This is a genomic window from Ruegeria sp. BA2 (assembly GCF_056539605.1).
In genome coordinates, this window is the sequence record NZ_JBQFVE010000006.1 from 124,791 (window position 1) to 140,600 (window position 15,810).

General features: G+C 56.7%; 17 protein-coding genes. 2 read left to right on the forward strand and 15 right to left on the reverse strand.

Annotated elements, in window-relative coordinates; translation table 11 throughout:
* From ACR0NN_RS14550 to ACR0NN_RS14595, 10 genes are all read right to left on the reverse strand, one after another.
* Positions 1 to 1,587 carry an ABC transporter substrate-binding protein gene (locus tag ACR0NN_RS14550; RefSeq protein WP_170723580.1) on the reverse strand — a complete coding sequence of 529 codons (1,587 nt, stop codon included), beginning with the start codon at positions 1,585 to 1,587 and terminating at the stop codon, positions 1 to 3.
* Between the two features lie 329 nt (positions 1,588 to 1,916).
* A complete protein-coding gene (locus ACR0NN_RS14555; protein ID WP_170723579.1) occupies positions 1,917 to 3,020 on the reverse strand; it encodes a DUF4147 domain-containing protein in 1,104 nt (367 codons plus the stop codon).
* Positions 3,020 to 3,457 (reverse strand): D-aminoacyl-tRNA deacylase, encoded by a 438-nt coding sequence (gene dtd / locus ACR0NN_RS14560; RefSeq protein WP_170723578.1) that lies wholly within the window; start codon positions 3,455 to 3,457, stop codon positions 3,020 to 3,022. The genes ACR0NN_RS14555 and dtd overlap by 1 nt, the downstream gene beginning before the upstream one ends.
* Before the next feature lie 24 nt (positions 3,458 to 3,481).
* Entirely contained in the window at positions 3,482 to 4,150 is a 669-nt protein-coding gene (locus ACR0NN_RS14565; protein ID WP_170723577.1) for a nitroreductase, read from the reverse strand.
* A 62-nt stretch (positions 4,151 to 4,212) separates the two neighbouring features.
* The gene (locus ACR0NN_RS14570; protein ID WP_170723576.1) at positions 4,213 to 5,304 is read right to left on the reverse strand and encodes a TFIIB-type zinc finger domain-containing protein; all 1,092 of its coding nucleotides are present in this window, start codon (positions 5,302 to 5,304) and stop codon (positions 4,213 to 4,215) included.
* A 35-nt stretch (positions 5,305 to 5,339) separates the two neighbouring features.
* On the reverse strand, positions 5,340 to 6,488 hold the full coding sequence (locus ACR0NN_RS14575) for an SPFH domain-containing protein (protein WP_170723575.1): 1,149 nt from the start codon (positions 6,486 to 6,488) through the stop codon (positions 5,340 to 5,342).
* A 22-nt stretch (positions 6,489 to 6,510) separates the two neighbouring features.
* Entirely contained in the window at positions 6,511 to 7,482 is a 972-nt protein-coding gene (locus ACR0NN_RS14580) for a DUF2927 domain-containing protein (protein ID WP_170723574.1), read from the reverse strand.
* A complete protein-coding gene (locus ACR0NN_RS14585) occupies positions 7,482 to 8,672 on the reverse strand; it encodes a toxic anion resistance protein (protein ID WP_170723573.1) in 1,191 nt (396 codons plus the stop codon). The genes ACR0NN_RS14580 and ACR0NN_RS14585 overlap by 1 nt, the downstream gene beginning before the upstream one ends.
* 29 nt (positions 8,673 to 8,701) lie before the next feature.
* Positions 8,702 to 9,616, reverse strand: a complete 915-nt coding sequence (locus ACR0NN_RS14590) for a 5-bromo-4-chloroindolyl phosphate hydrolysis family protein (RefSeq protein WP_170723572.1) — start codon at positions 9,614 to 9,616, stop codon at positions 8,702 to 8,704.
* A 177-nt stretch (positions 9,617 to 9,793) separates the two neighbouring features.
* On the reverse strand, positions 9,794 to 10,672 hold the full coding sequence (locus tag ACR0NN_RS14595; protein WP_170723571.1) for a pseudouridine synthase: 879 nt from the start codon (positions 10,670 to 10,672) through the stop codon (positions 9,794 to 9,796).
* Here ACR0NN_RS14595 and ACR0NN_RS14600 point away from each other — a divergent pair.
* Positions 10,671 to 11,120, forward strand: a complete 450-nt coding sequence (locus ACR0NN_RS14600) for a nucleoside deaminase (RefSeq protein WP_170723570.1) — start codon at positions 10,671 to 10,673, stop codon at positions 11,118 to 11,120. The genes ACR0NN_RS14595 and ACR0NN_RS14600 overlap by 2 nt on opposite strands.
* A gap of 4 nt (positions 11,121 to 11,124) precedes the next feature.
* Here ACR0NN_RS14600 and ACR0NN_RS14605 read toward each other — a convergent pair whose 3' ends face one another.
* Genes ACR0NN_RS14605 through ACR0NN_RS14615 form a run of 3 tightly spaced genes read right to left on the reverse strand, consistent with a single transcriptional unit; the run spans position 11,125 to position 13,951 of the window.
* Positions 11,125 to 12,093 (reverse strand): adenylate/guanylate cyclase domain-containing protein, encoded by a 969-nt coding sequence (locus ACR0NN_RS14605; protein ID WP_170723569.1) that lies wholly within the window; start codon positions 12,091 to 12,093, stop codon positions 11,125 to 11,127.
* Positions 12,090 to 13,259, reverse strand: a complete 1,170-nt coding sequence (locus ACR0NN_RS14610) for a M24 family metallopeptidase (RefSeq protein WP_170723568.1) — start codon at positions 13,257 to 13,259, stop codon at positions 12,090 to 12,092. Before ACR0NN_RS14610 ends, ACR0NN_RS14605 begins: the two co-directional genes overlap by 4 nt.
* Positions 13,259 to 13,951 (reverse strand): metal-dependent hydrolase, encoded by a 693-nt coding sequence (locus ACR0NN_RS14615; RefSeq protein WP_170723567.1) that lies wholly within the window; start codon positions 13,949 to 13,951, stop codon positions 13,259 to 13,261. The genes ACR0NN_RS14610 and ACR0NN_RS14615 overlap by 1 nt, the downstream gene beginning before the upstream one ends.
* Positions 13,952 to 14,009: 58 nt before the next feature.
* On the opposite strand from ACR0NN_RS14615, the gene ACR0NN_RS14620 reads away from it, so the two are divergent.
* Positions 14,010 to 14,693 (forward strand): ceramidase domain-containing protein, encoded by a 684-nt coding sequence (locus tag ACR0NN_RS14620; protein ID WP_170723566.1) that lies wholly within the window; start codon positions 14,010 to 14,012, stop codon positions 14,691 to 14,693.
* Between the two features lie 29 nt (positions 14,694 to 14,722).
* Here the strand turns inward: ACR0NN_RS14620 and ACR0NN_RS14625 are convergent, their stop codons facing one another.
* The gene (locus tag ACR0NN_RS14625; protein WP_170723565.1) at positions 14,723 to 15,286 is read right to left on the reverse strand and encodes a DUF4202 domain-containing protein; all 564 of its coding nucleotides are present in this window, start codon (positions 15,284 to 15,286) and stop codon (positions 14,723 to 14,725) included.
* A gap of 153 nt (positions 15,287 to 15,439) precedes the next feature.
* Positions 15,440 to 15,598, reverse strand: a complete 159-nt coding sequence (locus ACR0NN_RS14630) for a hypothetical protein (RefSeq protein ID WP_170723564.1) — start codon at positions 15,596 to 15,598, stop codon at positions 15,440 to 15,442.
* Positions 15,599 to 15,810: the final 212 nt, after the last annotated feature.

Sequence of the window (15,810 nt, forward strand, 5' to 3'; positions counted from 1 at the left end):
TCAGGCAGCAACCCACATGGTCATCGGAGCGTAGAAGTTGTTCAGGTCAAACCCGTTCTGCGAGTCGATCCAGCCGTCGACTTCTGTTGATGTCGCATCCACGAACTGGTTGAACATCGGACAGATCAGGCCGCCTTCGTCGCGCAGAATGGTCGACATATCAGCATACATCTGCTTGCGGCTTCCTTCGTCCAGTTCTCCACGTGCGGCGAACAGAAGTTGGTCGAACTTCTCGTTGAAGAAACGTGTGTCGTTCCAGTCTGCGGTCGACAGATAAGCAGTCGAGAACATGAAGTCCTGTGTCGAACGACCACCCCAGTAGCTGGTGCAGAAGGGCTGTTTGTTCCAGACCTCTGACCAATAACCGTCATTGGGCTCGCGCTTGATTTCGATGTTGATACCGGCAGCGCCACAGGATTGCTGGAACAGCGCCGCAGCATCCGGTGCACCAGGGAACGAGTTGTCCGACGTGCGCAGCAGAACGGTCCCATCAAAGCCCGATTTGTCCAGGTGGAATTTGGCCTTTTCAGGATCGTATTCACGTTGTTCCAACTGGGTAAACAGCGGGTAAGAGTCGTTGATGGGAGAGTCGTTCCCAACCGAACCAAAGCCGGACAAGATTTTGTCGACCATTTCCTGGCGATTGATGCCGTATTTCAGCGCCAGCCGCAGGTCCTTGTTGTCGAATGGCGCGGTATTGGCGTGCATGATGAAAACATAATGCCCCGGACCCGAGGTGGTGCGCAGGTTGATATTGGGCGCGCGTCCGACCAACGCTGCTGTGCGTGGCGGTACGCGGTTGATCATATGGACCTGACCCGACTGCAACGCCGCCACGCGGGCGGTGTCGTCGTTGATGACAAGCAGTTCGATCGTGTCGGCATGGCCAACGTTTTCATCCCAATAGTCAGGGTTTTTGGTTCCGACAAAGCGGACCCCTGGTTCGACATCGCTCAGGACATAAGGACCGGTTCCGATTGCCGCGGTCGGATCGTCCTTGCCACCATTGGGCTGAATGATCAGGTGGTAGTCGGTCAGCAGATAGGGCAAGTCGGCGTTGGGTTTGTCCAACTCGACAATGAATTTGTCGCCCTCGACGCTCATGGCCTGGATGCCACGCAGCAGGCCAAGCGCACCGGACTGCGAATCTTCACCGGCGTGGCGTTCGATAGTGGCTAGGACGTCATCTGCGGTCATGGTCTGACCGTTCGAGAAATTCACGCCCGAACGAATTTTGAACGTCCAGATACGCGCATCGGCAGATGCCTCGAAGCTTTCGGCCAGCCGCGGCCACAATCCGCCATTGGGATCCAGCTCCAGCAAAGGTTCACCCCACAAGCGGATAACCTGAGTTGCGGTGGCGTTTGCAGCAAGTGCCGGGTCAAGGCTGTCGGAAGACCCACCGCCCTGAATACCAACGCGAATGGTACCGCCCTTGACCGGACCTGCCGCGCGGGCGGCTGTGGCAAAAACGCTGCTTGCCATGGCGGCGGTTACACCCAAGGCCGCAGCTTTGCCCATGAATTCGCGGCGTGACATTCGTCCTGCCGCTACCATTTTCGACATGTGAGTGAGTTGATCGTTCATCCAGAGATCTCCCAGTTGATTGGATGTCCTGCCCGTTAGCGGGCTTTTTTGTTGACGCTTGAGTCAACTTAGGTGCAATTGCCGTCAGCGGGCAAGTGAAATTCTCTTGAATAAGGGGGTGGTCCTGCCATTGATCGCATTAGCCAGTGCAGATGTGTGCATGAGGAATGCCAATTCCTCTTCTACCTACCAGCAAACACTGGACTGAACAAACCATCTGAAGGCCGTCAAATCATCATCCAAATTAGTTATTGCGCTTATGATTAAGTACTGCGCGCGTCATTGGATGATTCTTCTTTTTGACAATTGCAAACGTTCGCCGCGATCGTTCAGCCTCTGATCGCCACAACCAAATCCATTACGTTGGTACCTGTAGGGCCTGTGACCAGCAATGAACCAGATTTATCCAGATAACTTCCGCTATCCGCGCGATCGAGATAAGTCTGCGCATCCTCCGACCATGTATCGCCAGTGACGATGGCGCCTGCGGCCTCCGTTGGGCCATCCGTGCCATCCGTCCCACCAACGATGACGGTTAGATCTGGTTGCCCAGCAATTTCTTTGGCCAACGCCAGCGCCAGAGCCTGATTTCGGCCACCACGCCCGGGTTCATCAGGAAGAACAACGGTCGGCTCTCCGCCAAAGACCAAGGCACCCTTGGGCATGTTGCGCAGTCTCTCTCCGATATTGGCCGCGACCGACAGATAGTCATCGTGCATCGATTCTTCATTGGCATGCACATTAAGGCCGGCTTGAACCGCAGCTTGTTCCGCAGCGGCCCGGGAATGCGCATTTGATGCAATTATCGAGGTTTGGGCCGCAAACGCAGGCGTATCGGGCAAAGATCCGATACCGGACCCGATCACGCCCAAGTCATCTCCGGGAACGTCCGAAATCGCCAGAACGGTCACCCGCGCTCCGTTGAAATGAGACAACAACCCGCCGCCCTTGATCCGTGACAGCTTGCGCCGCTCGGTATTCATCGCACCGATATCCAGCCCTTCGCTGAGCAGCCTATGATTCAGCATTTCCAGATCATCCAGCGTTTTACCGGTAACAAGATCCTCGGCCAAAGACGATGCCCCGCCAGAAACAAGCAGCAAAAGGTTGCTGCCGGGGGCCATGGCCTCAATCGTTTCGCGCAGAGCTCTCCCGCCCGCTAGACTGCGTGCGTCTGGAACCGGGTGCGAGGCTTCGATAACCACCACATGCTCTGGCAGGTCACTCCCGTGACCATCCTTGGTAACAACCAGAGTGGGCAGGTTTCCAAACCGTTCATTTGCTGCGCGGGCCATAGCACCAGCAGCTTTGCCGACTGCCAGAATCTGATCCGGTGCTTCAATCCTTTGGGTGGCGGCCAGCGTTGCACGATACCCATCAACCGCCGCCACACCTGCTTGCCAGAGATCTTGAACCTGTTGAAACTCTTGCATCAGCTTTCCATCCAAATTGTCACCGGCCCTTCATTGACCAGTTCTACTGTCATGTCAGCCCCGAAAGCACCAGTTTCGACAGGAATACCCTGCGCCGACAGTTTGCGAACAAACTCTTCATACAGTTCTTCACCTTCTGCCGCAGGGGCCGCCTCTGAAAACCCGGGCCGATTTCCGCGTGATGTATCAGCGGCCAAGGTAAATTGGCTAACCACCAGTGCCGAGCCTTCAACGTCCAAAATCGACCGGTTTATTTTGCCTGCTTCATCTTTGAAGATTCGAAGCTTGGCGATCTTTTGGGCCAATTGGTCGGCTTGTGCCGCACTATCCCCCTGCATTGCGCAAACCAAAATCATCAATCCTGGTCCCGATTGCCCGATAATTTTCCCGTCGACGGTAACCGAGGCACTGGAAATTCTTTGAAGCAAAGCACGCATCTGCAGATTCCGTTCTTTTTTTGATTATTCGCGCCAGTCGACGACATCATCCAATGCGGCCCGATCCGTCCTGAACGCATTTGCCGGGTCTTCTTCTTCGGCATATCCAAATGAGATTGCGCACAGGATTAAGCGATCATCCGGTATCTCGAAATACCGATGAAGAAAGGGTCCATAGGCCGCGACTGCTGCTTGCGGGATACAGGCCACGCCCAAAGCTTGCGCTGCCAACGCAATTGCGGTTACGAACCCTCCGCAATCCATCGCGCCATAGGGGCCCAACTCAGCCGGGCTGGATAGAATTGCGCAATGCGGGGCTCCAAACAGAGTAAAGTTTTCCATCATCTGCCGGGCCGAGGCCGCGCGGTCGCCTTTTTCGATGCCGACCGCATCGTACAGTGCCCAGCCACAGGCGCGGCGGCGCTCTTGATAGACGCCGGAATACCCGGTTGGAAAAGGCAAATCAGGGGCCGGTACAGTATGTGAAGCTTCGCGCTGCAACGCGTCCCGAAACCGATCTGTTTCAGCCCCGTTAGTAATCACGACCTGCCAAGGTTGAGCGTTGCACCAGCTTGGAACGCGCATCGCACTGGTTATGATCTGTTCAATCTGCGCGCGCGGCACCGGGTCTGCACGAAAGGCGCGGCAGGAGTGGCGCCTAGCCAACAATACGTTCAGATCATCAAGGTGCAATTCAGCATCTCCTTCGGCGCGCGCCAGACTATTTCCTTCAAGGCGCTTTGCGCTTTTCAATGCTATTGTTGTCCGGTTGCCACCAGATACCCGACGCCAGCTGCAACGAGAAGACCCAATATCACAGCGATGGTTATCTTTATTGCAGACCACGGGCGTTCACCCTGAACGCGACCGGTTCGGCCATTCACGACAAAGCGGTAGGTTTCACCGCGGTATTTGTATGCGGCCATCCAAACGGGCAAGAGGATGTGTTTGAATGTGACGTCGCGCACTTCGGTATCGACGGCGTGAATGCGTTGGCGATCACCCCCGATATCAAACCGCACGTCACGCTCGATCACGCGCGCCATATGCGCGCGGGCCTCCTGATAACCTTCCTGCAGTTGGACCGTATAAGCCTCGGCCCGGAAACCGGCCAGATATTCCGGCTGATACGGCTCAAGCGCAGGCAGGTCCCACGGTTCAAGCGCGTCGGTATAAGATTTTGGCAGAGATTGTGACGCAAGCACCAGAACATCGTCAAAAAACCGCGCGACCCGCCCGGATTTTGGCGTCCAGCGCACCTTGGCAACCTGTTGCTGCACGCGCTTTCCATCTCGCATCACGGTACGGGTTTCGTAATACACCACTCCGTGCTCGCCCCGATAACTCGACTTGGTATCGGCGTCGAAGGTCCAATAGGGGACATAGATGCCCTGCATCTTGCGCCCCTTCCTGGCGTACTCCTTCAGCCCATTTGGTGCGAACCAAAGCCGCCCCAGCCAATCCCCCATGGCTTTGTGCGCTGCGCGTTCGTCAAGCGCGAAAGGCAGCACGCCACGCGGTTTGATGTGGCGATTCACACCGGTGTCAGTCACGACCGGGGTGGCGCAGAACGGACATTCGGCAGCATGGGTGTTCGGATCGAACTCGACCTGAGCGGCGCAGTTCGAACAAGTTAGAACCCGGGTTTCCTCAATCTCGCTGTCAGGCAAGCGATCTGCAACAGCTGCGTCGAAATCCAACTCGCGTAGACTGGCACCGCCCCACGGGCCTGCACCAATCGATTTGGTGTGCCCGCAATGATCGCAAGTCAGTGTGCCATCACCTGGATTGAACCGGTAATCCGCCCCGCATTGATCACAGGGAAAACGGTGTTCGTCTTTCGCCATGTCAGATCCCCGACCTTAGCTTGCCGATTGTCAGATCACGCACCCGGAGGAGGCGGCGGTAAAATCGTGAACAGCTGTGCCAACTCTTGCACGTCGCCTGCCTTTTTCCATCCGTCCTGTCCGGCGGTCCAGACGTGGGTCTCGCGTGTTATCTCACCATCGGTCGCCATTCGGCCCATCTTGGCCTTGGAAAACGGCCCGCTGGTCTGACCATCCACTGCGATATGCCAAACATGCTCGACGGGCGGAGGGGGCGGGGGTGCCGCAGGCGCCGAGGCCTGCGGGGCAGCGGGGGCGGAACTGCCCCACGGGCCGCTTGGCTGACCCGCTGCCATGTTCGACAACTGCTGCGCCATTGCCATGCCCATTCCCATGCCAAGACCTGCGCCCATACCGCCACCCTGACCGGGGTTGTTTGCGGCTGCCGTCATCGCTTCTGCTGCAGAGTACTGGGTGAATTTACCCAAATCGCCGGCCAGTCCCATCGACGTGCGCTTATCGAGCGCCGCCTCAACCGCAGGCGGCAGTGAGATGTTTTCGATATAAAACTCAGGCATGCTGAGGCCATACCCATCCAGCACAGGCGACACCTCGGCGGCGATCAGCTTGCCCAAATCAGCGGTGTTTGCTGCCATATCCAGCACCGGAATGCCCGAACCTGCGATGACGCGGCTGAATTCCTGTACAATGATGTTACGGATCTGAAAGCTGATCTCATCCATGGTGAATTCGCCGTCCGTGCCCACGATCTCGACCAAGAATTTCGCCGGATCCTTGACCCGCACTGTGTAGGTGCCGAAGGCCCGAATGCGCGTAGGCCCAAACTCGGGATCGCGCAGCATGATCGGGTTTTTGGTGCCCCATTTCAGATCATTGAAGCGGGTGGTGTTGACGAAATAAATCTCGGACTTGAAGGGTGATTGGAACCCGTGATCCCAGTGCTGCAGGGTCGTCATGATCGGCATATTGTTGGTCTCAAGCATATAGAGCCCGGGTGTGAACACATCCGCCAATTGCCCCTCATGCACAAAGACCGCCGCCTGACCTTCGCGCACGGTCAGCTTGGCACCGTATTTAATCTCGTGCCCTTCACGTTCGAACCGCCAGACCATGGTATCGCGCGTGTCGTCGACCCAGTGGATGACGTCGATAAATTCGCCGGTTAGAAAATCAAAAATTCCCATTGGATTTCTCCTGTTCTTGGGGTCAGAGCGACTGCCCCATCAATTCGCGTGCAATGATGCGGATCACCGGGCGCGCTTGATCAGCGGTCATACCAGCCTTAAGGCGCGGGTCATAAAGGATGGTCAGCAGCTTTTCGTCATGACTTGTCAGCAGGGCAAACTCGTCGTCATCATTGAAGATCGAAGGTCGGGCCGAGGGACTGTCATTCGGCAAACCCAGTCCTTGTGCAATTTCTTCGTGGACGCAGCTCAGCCGCACCAGATCGGGATGTTCGGCCCGGATCAAAGCAACAGCCCGGGTATACGTCTGCGGTGCGCTGTTCGACGCCGACGCGAACACAAAGCAATAGAAAGAGCGCGGCAGCTTGTCGAAAAGGTCAAGCTGCGCCTGCCCTATACCCGGGATCAGTTGTCGCAGCCGGGCCTGAACATATTCGGTATCATCCTCGCCCGCGACAAAGACGTGAAAGTTCGCGTTTCTGGACGTGGTTGAAACTGAATGACCGGTTAACCGCGACAAACGGTTGGCGTAAGCATCAATTCGGCCGGTCTCTTGCTGGCGAACACTTGGCGCCACTGATGGGCCGAACTCTGGCTGGATTCGCACAGGCGAGGACCAGCGACTGAGTTGTCGGCTGGTGCGACCGCTGCTGCCGGCGACAGCTTGCCCTGGATATTCGTTATAAAACGCAATGGTCTCAAAATTCCGGGCCAGATCATCAGCGTCGTAAGGCGTGTCCGGCCCGCCGCCATCGGTGCGCAAAAGCCCGCGTGTCAGCAGGTTGTTTTGCACGCTTTCATAATAGCGCGCCAGATCAAGGCTGGTGGCTGAAGGTGGCTGATAGGCATTGCTCAGACCCTGCGGCTGAACCGGGCGGGGCTCAGGCGCGTCGGGCGTTGTCAGTGCAGTTTCGCAACCGGCCAGAGCCAGCAATGATAATCCCAATACTATGGTCTTAGTACGATGAAATGGCCGCACGCCTGCTGTTCTCATTACCCGGGGACGGCCGTCCCGGCGTTGTCGCCGATCCCGTCCTGTCGCGCTTTGGCCGATGCGAGTGTGTCGCGCAGCTCGGCTTCCATCTTCTTAAGCTCTTCCTCTGCGGCGGCACGCTTGGCTTTGCCTTCGTCGGCAATGGCAAGGCTTTCATTAATGGTGCCGATCAGATCTGCGTTGGCTTGTTTGACGGCTTCGATGTCAAAGACACCGCGTTCCATCTCTTCACGGATCATCTTGTTGGACTCGCGCAAGTTGGCCGCGTTTGAGGTCAGCAATTCATTTGTCAGATCATTGGCATCACGCACAGCAGCGGCGGCCTCGGCGCTGCGCTGGATGGTGACCGCTTGCGCCAGCTGGGTTTCCCAAAGCGGAACGGTGTTGACCAAGGTCGAGTTGATTTTGGTCACCAGTGACTTGTCGTTTTCTTGCACCAACCGGATCGAGGGCAACGATTGCATGGTCACCTGACGCGTCAGCTTCAGGTCATGGACCCGGCGTTCCAGATCATCCCGCGCCGCGCGGAGATCGCGCAGTTCCTGTGCTTTCATCACTTGTTGATCTTCTGGCGCGGCCTCAACTTCGGCCTCTTTCTCGGGGATGTCGTGGCTGTCCAGTTCGGTCAGCTTTTCCTCACCGGCCGCGATGTAGAGGGCCAGTTCATCGTAGAACTCCAGTGTCTTCTCATACAGTAGATCAAGCGATTTGATGTCTTTCAACAATGTATGTTCATGGCCCAACAGATCGTCGGTAATCCGATCGATCTGGCTTTGTACGTCCTCGTACTGCGCCGTGAACTTGGCAAAAGGCGCGGCACGTCCCAGCAGTTTTTCCCACCAGCTCCGTTCACGCCGAACGTCCAATTCGCTGACCGAGAAGCCCCGGATCGTCGTCACGATATTGCGCAGACTATCGCCCGCAGGACCTACGTCCTTGTTGCGGACATCGGCCAACATGGCCTGGCTTATTTCCTGCAGCTCGGCTTGCGCGGAAGACCCAAAGGAAACGATCGAGTTGGTATCGCCCATGTCAATCTCACCCATCCGCTTGCGGATTTCGGCCCCGACTGGCTCGTCAGCCTGTTCTAGCGGCACGATTTCGGCCTGGGGTTCGGGCAAGGCAACAGCGGTGACTTCTTGGACCAGTGTTTCGGCCTCAACTGCCTTGTTCTTGATCTCATCGGACATGGGGTAATCCTCGCTCACATAAAAGCCGGTCAGTCCAACCGGACGCCTTCGCGCTGCAGCCGGTCGCGCAGCACATCAATTTCAACCGTCAGATCGCTGCGGTCATCCAATAGCATCTTCCGCGTGCGTGCCGCGAAGTTCTGTTCCAAATCGTCAAGCAGAGCCGAATAATCCGCCAGCGCCTGCGCATCGCGGGTGCGGGCATAGACGTCGGAGAACTTGACTGTCGCGTCGCGCGCGCCTTGCAAATAAACCGTAAGATACTTCCGAGCCCCGGCAAGATCGCGCGGGTCTTCTTCGACGGTGCGGAACAGATCGCGGGCGGTGTCCTGAAAACGCTCGACCCGTGCTTCAATCCTACGGTCACCGGCCCGCTTGATTGCATCGGTCATTTGGCTCAGGTGAGTTTCCGCATCCTCAACAACACGCGCCACGCGATCTTGCTGGAAGGTATCGATACCTTCCATGCCTTTGTCTTTCATTGGGTCAATACCAAAGGACACCGAATGCAGCGCGGTCGCAACAACTCCAAACAGAACTGGTGCCACAAGGCTGGCCTCTGCGGCAGTTTCCGCATCCAGAAACTCGGTCCGGTACGAGGCCAGCGCGACGCCAAGGCCGGTCAGAACACTCGAGAAGATCTTGCGGGGAAAAGCAGGTCTGCGTGCGGTCCGTTTGGTGTTGTAAGCGGATTCTGCGCGCAAGCCTTCGCGCAGCAGGAACGCTGCCGCTGTCAGCAATGCAGCAGCGATTAGACCAATCGTCATTCCAATCGCGCCGTCATTCAAAGACAGGAACACAAGCGGTATTGCCGGAAGAAAAAGCAAATTTGCCCGAGCGCCCGCCGGTTCCACCCGAGCCCCGTCAAACTGTCCTCGAGAGGGTTGATCCTGGTCTGACGACGCACCCTGAGGGCTGAATTTCCCGCCGAACCTTTTGGCCATGTCCTTACAAGCCCCCCAGAACGCCAGTGCAAACACCAAACAACAGCACGAGAAGTGCTGCATATGCCAATTTTTGCACTCCGGTCCCGGACATGGCGCCCCCCCAAACTGTGGCTATCACAGAAAATTTAGGCGATGCGTGGGCTTGGCGCTAGGGGGAAGGTTGCCTATCGCGCGTCACTTGCGAGATTTCTTGCCGATTGCCGGTCTTTTGCGCTGGGGTCGGGCAGGGCGTTTGGCGGTTGGCTTACCGCTTTCTTCAGAGTCCAACCCCAGTTGGTCACGCATAACACGCCGACGAATTTCTTCGACTTCGCCGGATTTCAGGTCACCAAGTTGAAAGGGGCCGTATGAAACCCGCAAAAGCCGGTTCACCACATAGCCGATGTCTTCAATTGCCCGGCGGATCTCGCGGTTCTTGCCTTCGCGCAGGCCGATGGTTAGCCATGCGTTTGCTCCCTGTTGGCGGTCCAGCGTGACGGTCATTGGCTGAAAACGTTCTCCGTCAATCACCAAACCCTTGCGAAGGGGGGCGAAGTCTTCGTCCTTGGGCCGCCCGTTCACCCGCACGCGATATTTCCGAAGCCATCCGGTTGAAGGCAACTCAAGCTTGCGCTTGATGCCGCCATCATTGGTCAGCAGCAGTAACCCTTCCGAATTCAGGTCCAACCGCCCAACGCTCATGACCCTCGGCATATCGTCGGGCAGATCGTCAAAGATCGTCTTGCGGCCTTTTTCGTCGCGCGCGGTCGTCACCAGACCCGGCGGTTTGTGATACAGCCAAAGACGCGAGGGCTCTGGCTCCGATACTGGCTTTCCATCAACGGCAATCTTGTCTTTGGCGGTGACGTTCAGGGCAGGGCTGCTGATCGCTTTACCATTCACCGAAACACGACCCGCTTCGATCATGCGTTCAGCCTCGCGTCGCGAAGCAACACCGGCGCGGGCCAGCACTTTGGCGATCCGATCGCCAGGAGGAGGGGTATTGGTCATCCCCCGGCCATAACGCATCCCGGCGGCTTGCGAAAGGCGGGTTTCTGAGGCAGTCAGAGGCATGGAGTTCAGATCCCACATGAAATTGGCATTGGAACAGGCGCAGGCTGCGGCGGATCGCGGTGAAGTGCCGGTTGGCGCCGTGATCATCGGGCCGGACGGACAGGTTGTTGCGGCAGATGGCAATAGGACCCGCGAGTTGAATGATCCCACCGCCCATGCAGAGATTTTGGTGCTGCGTGCGGCCTGCGCTGCGGCTGGGTCAGAACGCTTGCCGGATCACGATCTTTATGTGACGTTGGAGCCTTGCGCTATGTGCGCGGCCGCGCTGGCCGCAGCGCGCATTCGGCGTGTTTATTATGGCGCATCCGATCCTAAATCCGGCGGTGTCGCCCACGGCGCGCGGGTTTTTTCACATCCGCAGGCGCACCACACACCTGAAATCTATGATGGGATCGGTGCCGAAGAGGTCACGCAATTGCTCAAGAGTTTCTTCGCAGGGCGACGTTAGCGCGCTACCATTTCAGGCTGTAGACTGTGTGATTGCCGGGCAAACCTTTCAACGAAACCGATCTTGGCTCGCCAAAGGTTAACTCATCTTGCCCATCTACCAAAAGTTGGGTTGCATCAGATAAACAGATTTCTCCCGGTGCGGCGGATGCCGCAACTCTCGCGGCCTTGTTTACCACCGTTCCAAAGAAATCGTCATCGGTTTGAATCACATCCCCTGTATGTATTCCGACACGAATCCGCAGGGGCGGCTCGCTCTGTTCTGTTGCGTTGCGTCGCTGCAGTTCGGCTGCAGCCATCAGCGCCGCCCGTGCCGATGAGAAGCTGGACATGGTTCCATCCCCCAGCGATTTCACCAGCGTTCCACTTTGCGCTTCGATGACCTCGCGGGCCAATTCCAAGTGTTTTTGAATTGCTTCAGTCCACACTCGGTCACCCAGCTTTTCAGCGATGGCCGAAGAGTTGACGATGTCAGTGAACATGACCGAAGCCATGCCCTCGCGCTGGTCCTGACGAAACCCTTCACGCGCGGCTGCGACCAGAGCATCCAGTGCTTTGTGCTCGACACCCATTTTCTCAAAGTTGGGTACTGGATTGGACACGTGGCAGTGCACCATTTTCCAGACGCCGTCTTCCAGATGCAGGATAAAGGTGAAGCGGTGCACCATCGCCCTCTGGTTGCCGGCAAAGTGCAACGTGGCTGCGCAATTGGCCCAGCCGATGGCGCCGCATTCAAACGCCTCCAAACTGTGTTCCTGCCATTCAAATTCGGGAATTTCGGCTACGTGATCGGGAAAACCTTTGCGAAACAAGGAGCCAGACCAGAACTCGCCTTCTGCCGAGCCCTGATATCGCAGATGTTCTGAAGTCGACAGCATGTTGAACAGCGCCGCGCTGTCCTTGCCAAGAACCGCGTCGTTCCACCGTCGCACAACTGCGATCAATTCTGGTGAAGGGCGGATCGGCTGGTTCATAAGGGTTTCACCACCATTTCGCGTGGGATGCCGGCCAGAGGCTGGCCGCCATCCTTTGTCACCACAAAGCTCTCGGTGATTGCCAACCCCCAGTCCGGAGTCCACAGGCCGGGCATCAGATGAAACGTCATGTTTTCCTGCAGCTCTGTTTTGTCACCCGGTCGCAGGCTCATCGTGCGCTCGCCCCAGTCGGGTGGATAGCTGAGCCCGATCGGATAGCCGGTGCGGTTGGCTTTGACGTATCCAGCGCGGGCAAAGCTGTCGTAAACACAGGCCGCCACTTCTTCGCAGGTGGTGCCGGGTCGCGCTGCAGTCATTGTGTCTTCGATGGCCGTTAGAACAGCGACTTCAGCTCGGCGGATATCGTCGGGCGGATCACCGAGATAGAGGCTGCGACTGGCTGGACAGTGATACCGGCGATAACAACCAGAAATCTCAAAATAAGTCGCCTCATCACGAGCCAAAGGCCTGTCATTCCAAGTAATGTGCGAGGCCGATGCTTCGTGGCCCGACGGCGCAATCGGTACGATCGCCGGGTAGTCCCCAGCGAGGTCGGGAAGCCCTGCAATGCCTGCTGCTTGCACTTTGGCAACCAGCTGATTTTTGGGCAGGCCTTCACGAAACGCGTCGCGCAGGACGCCGTGCATATGCGCGGTCAACCGACCCGCATTTCGCATCATTCCAATCTCAGCGTCGCTTTTGACGGCACGCTGCCAGTTCACCAGACCAGTGGCGTCGATCAAGGACCCAAAGGCGCGTTCAAGAATACGGTGGCTGGTGGCGGAGTAGTAATAGTTATCCATCTCGGCGCCCAACCCAGAGGTCCAGCCGCGCTCGCGTAGTGCAAGCACAAGAGAATCGACCGGATGGTGATCTGGATGCTGCACATGCTCCTCTGGCCAATCCAGCAAATCGGACGCGTCTAGCCATGTTGTCTGTGCCGCGCCTGCTTTGTCCTGCGTCCGACCCCACCAAAGAGGTGAACCTTTAGCAGGCAGGATTACCATCTGCGGAACGTAAAAGCTCCACCCGTCATAACCGGTGAGCCACGCCATGTTCGATGGGTCCGTGATCAGCAAGGTCTCGATGCCCTGCTGATCCATTGCGATGCGGGTTTTGCTGATGCGGTCAGCGTATTCCTGTGCGCTGAAATCCGAGGCGAGCATCAGAGAGAGATCGCCTGCATGACCTCAGGTTCGATTACATCGACTTCGGATATTCCGTCGACCAAAGCCTGAGCCGATTGTTCCAGAATTGGAAAGGTCTTGTAGTGGCAAGGGATCACGGTCTTGAAATCAAAATACCGCTTGGCCGCGTAGGCCGCGCCTTTCATATCCATGGTAAAGTGACCGCCCGCCGACAATATGCCGATATCGGGTTTGTAGTAATTTCCCATCCACTCCATATCCGCCATAATGTCGGTATCGCCTGAAACGTAGAGCATGTGATCCTCGGATGCGATCATATAGCCGACCTCAGTCCCGCCCGTACGTAGACCATCCGGGGTAGCGAAGGTTGAACTGTGAGAGGCAGGGACCATCGAAACCTTCACGCCATTCAGGTCAACAGTGCCACCTTTGTTGAAACCAACAGTTTCGATCCCTTCAGCTTCGGCCCAATATCCCATGAGGTCGTATTGTCCGATCACTGGAATACTCAATTGTTTGGCCAGCGGCAGCACATCGACGACGTGGTCAAAGTGGGTATGGGTCAACAGGATATGTGTAGCACCAGCAACGGCTGCGTCATGCTGATCTTCGGTTAGCGACGGGTTTCCCGTCAGCCAGGGATCGATCAGCAGAACTTGGCCTGCGGTTTCGATACGAAAGCTGCCATGTCCCAGCCAAATGATTTCCATGAAGAATCCTCCCAATTTTCTGCTTGGAGTCAGCCTAGCATCGGCTATGTAAAAATCCATGGATTGGACGCAGTATGTTGATGGGTATTGTGAGCGGCTCTCGCCTGCTTACTGGGCCGAACCGATAAACGCGGTCACCAATGCAGCGTTTCTGATCGCGGCATTTGTGATGTGGCGCAGGGTGCGCGGGCAGGGCGCGCCCTTGGCGATGGCTTTGGTTGTTATCCTCGCGATCATCGGCATTGGCAGCTATCTGTTTCATACCCATGCACAGGTTTGGGCCGCTATTGCAGATGTTACGCCCATATTGATGTACATTCTTGTCTACATCTATGCGGTAAATCGCGACATTTGGGGGATGAAGCCATTATTCGCGGCTGGGCTGACGGCACTATTCCTACCCTATGCAGCGTTGACGATCCCTGTATTTCAATTGGTGCCTGGGCTTGGAGGCTCGGCAGCTTACGCCCCGGTTCCCCTGTTGATCCTGATCTACGCCGTCCTTTTGCGTCAGAGGGCACCGGATACGGCGCGTGGACTGGCCATCGGGGCAGGAATCCTGATCGCCTCGATCACGTTCCGCTCACTGGATGAGCCGATATGTGGGCACCTGCCGATGGGAACACATTTCATGTGGCATATCCTGAACGCCATCATGCTGGGCTTGATGATCGAGGTTTATCTACGGGCGATCCGAAACCCTCGTACCGGGACAGTGGCGGCCGGAGAGTCAGGATACTGAACAGAATCGCCTAAGCGTCATTCTGGTGGTTAATTCCTGAACGCAGCAGCCAATGCCTCGGGCAGATCAAACTCTTCCAGAACGCGGGCGCGGCCTTCTGCCGACATCTTCAAAGCTGTTTTTTCGACGATGCGTTGAACTTTTTCGTCGGAATGCTTGGCAGCAAAAGGTGCAAAGTACCATTTCAGGAAAACGAAACAGATCACGTCCTCAAGCGCCTGAACCTCGGCGTTGCGCTTGATTCCCTGCTTACGCAGCATCTGACCTACTGCTTCGATGTCGTCCGCACCGTATTCGGCCAGTTCCATGAAACCCTGGACAACATCCGCATGATAGACGCCTTGCGCCTTCCGCCAGGCCAGATATCCCGCGCGTCCGTCAGGGTATTCGGTGCGCTTCAGCTTCCAGCGTTCCACATGCTGGCCACGTGCGGAAATTTGCAAAGCGTCCGACGCGTCGGGAAACAGCCGATCCAGCTCTGCGCTCATGCGTTGGCCATAGAGCAGCTCAACCGGCTGGCCATCCTCAATATTGGGATCTTGCGCATTAGCTGCGTCAATCGCGTCCAGAACGGTCTGCTTGCGTATGCTCATTCTCTGCTCCGTTAGCTCGCCTGAACGGCACCTGACGGTTGGTTCGGCGTAAGTTTCATGACCATGCTAACGGGTTGTTGGATTGGGTGCAGCAGCCAATTGCAAAAAGCGCCGGAACGGGAGGGGGAAGCCGATCCGGTGTTCGGGTCAGGATTATTTGCCTACCCGGGTGTGGTCCTTGGTTACGGGTTCCGTAACAGGCGTGGGGAAGCTCAGGTTTCGGGTCAAGTTGCTCATATCAATACCCAGAGCCAGGGCAGGCGAGGTCAGGATCAAAGCGGACAAGATGAAGGCAGGAAAAAAGGTTTTCATGAGGTGTCTCCGATTTTTCGTTGCGTCACGATATTGAGGTGAACTGTCCGGTTCAGTTATTCAACACCCATTCTGAACTAATTAGTTTACTTATTTGCATATCAGGCATTCAAATTTGCATGGCAACTCGCGATCTTTGGTTTGAAGCTGTGTCTGCCGTCCGCTGCTCTTGCGAGTGCTGCGGCAGACAGGTAAACGCCCCCTAACGTAGA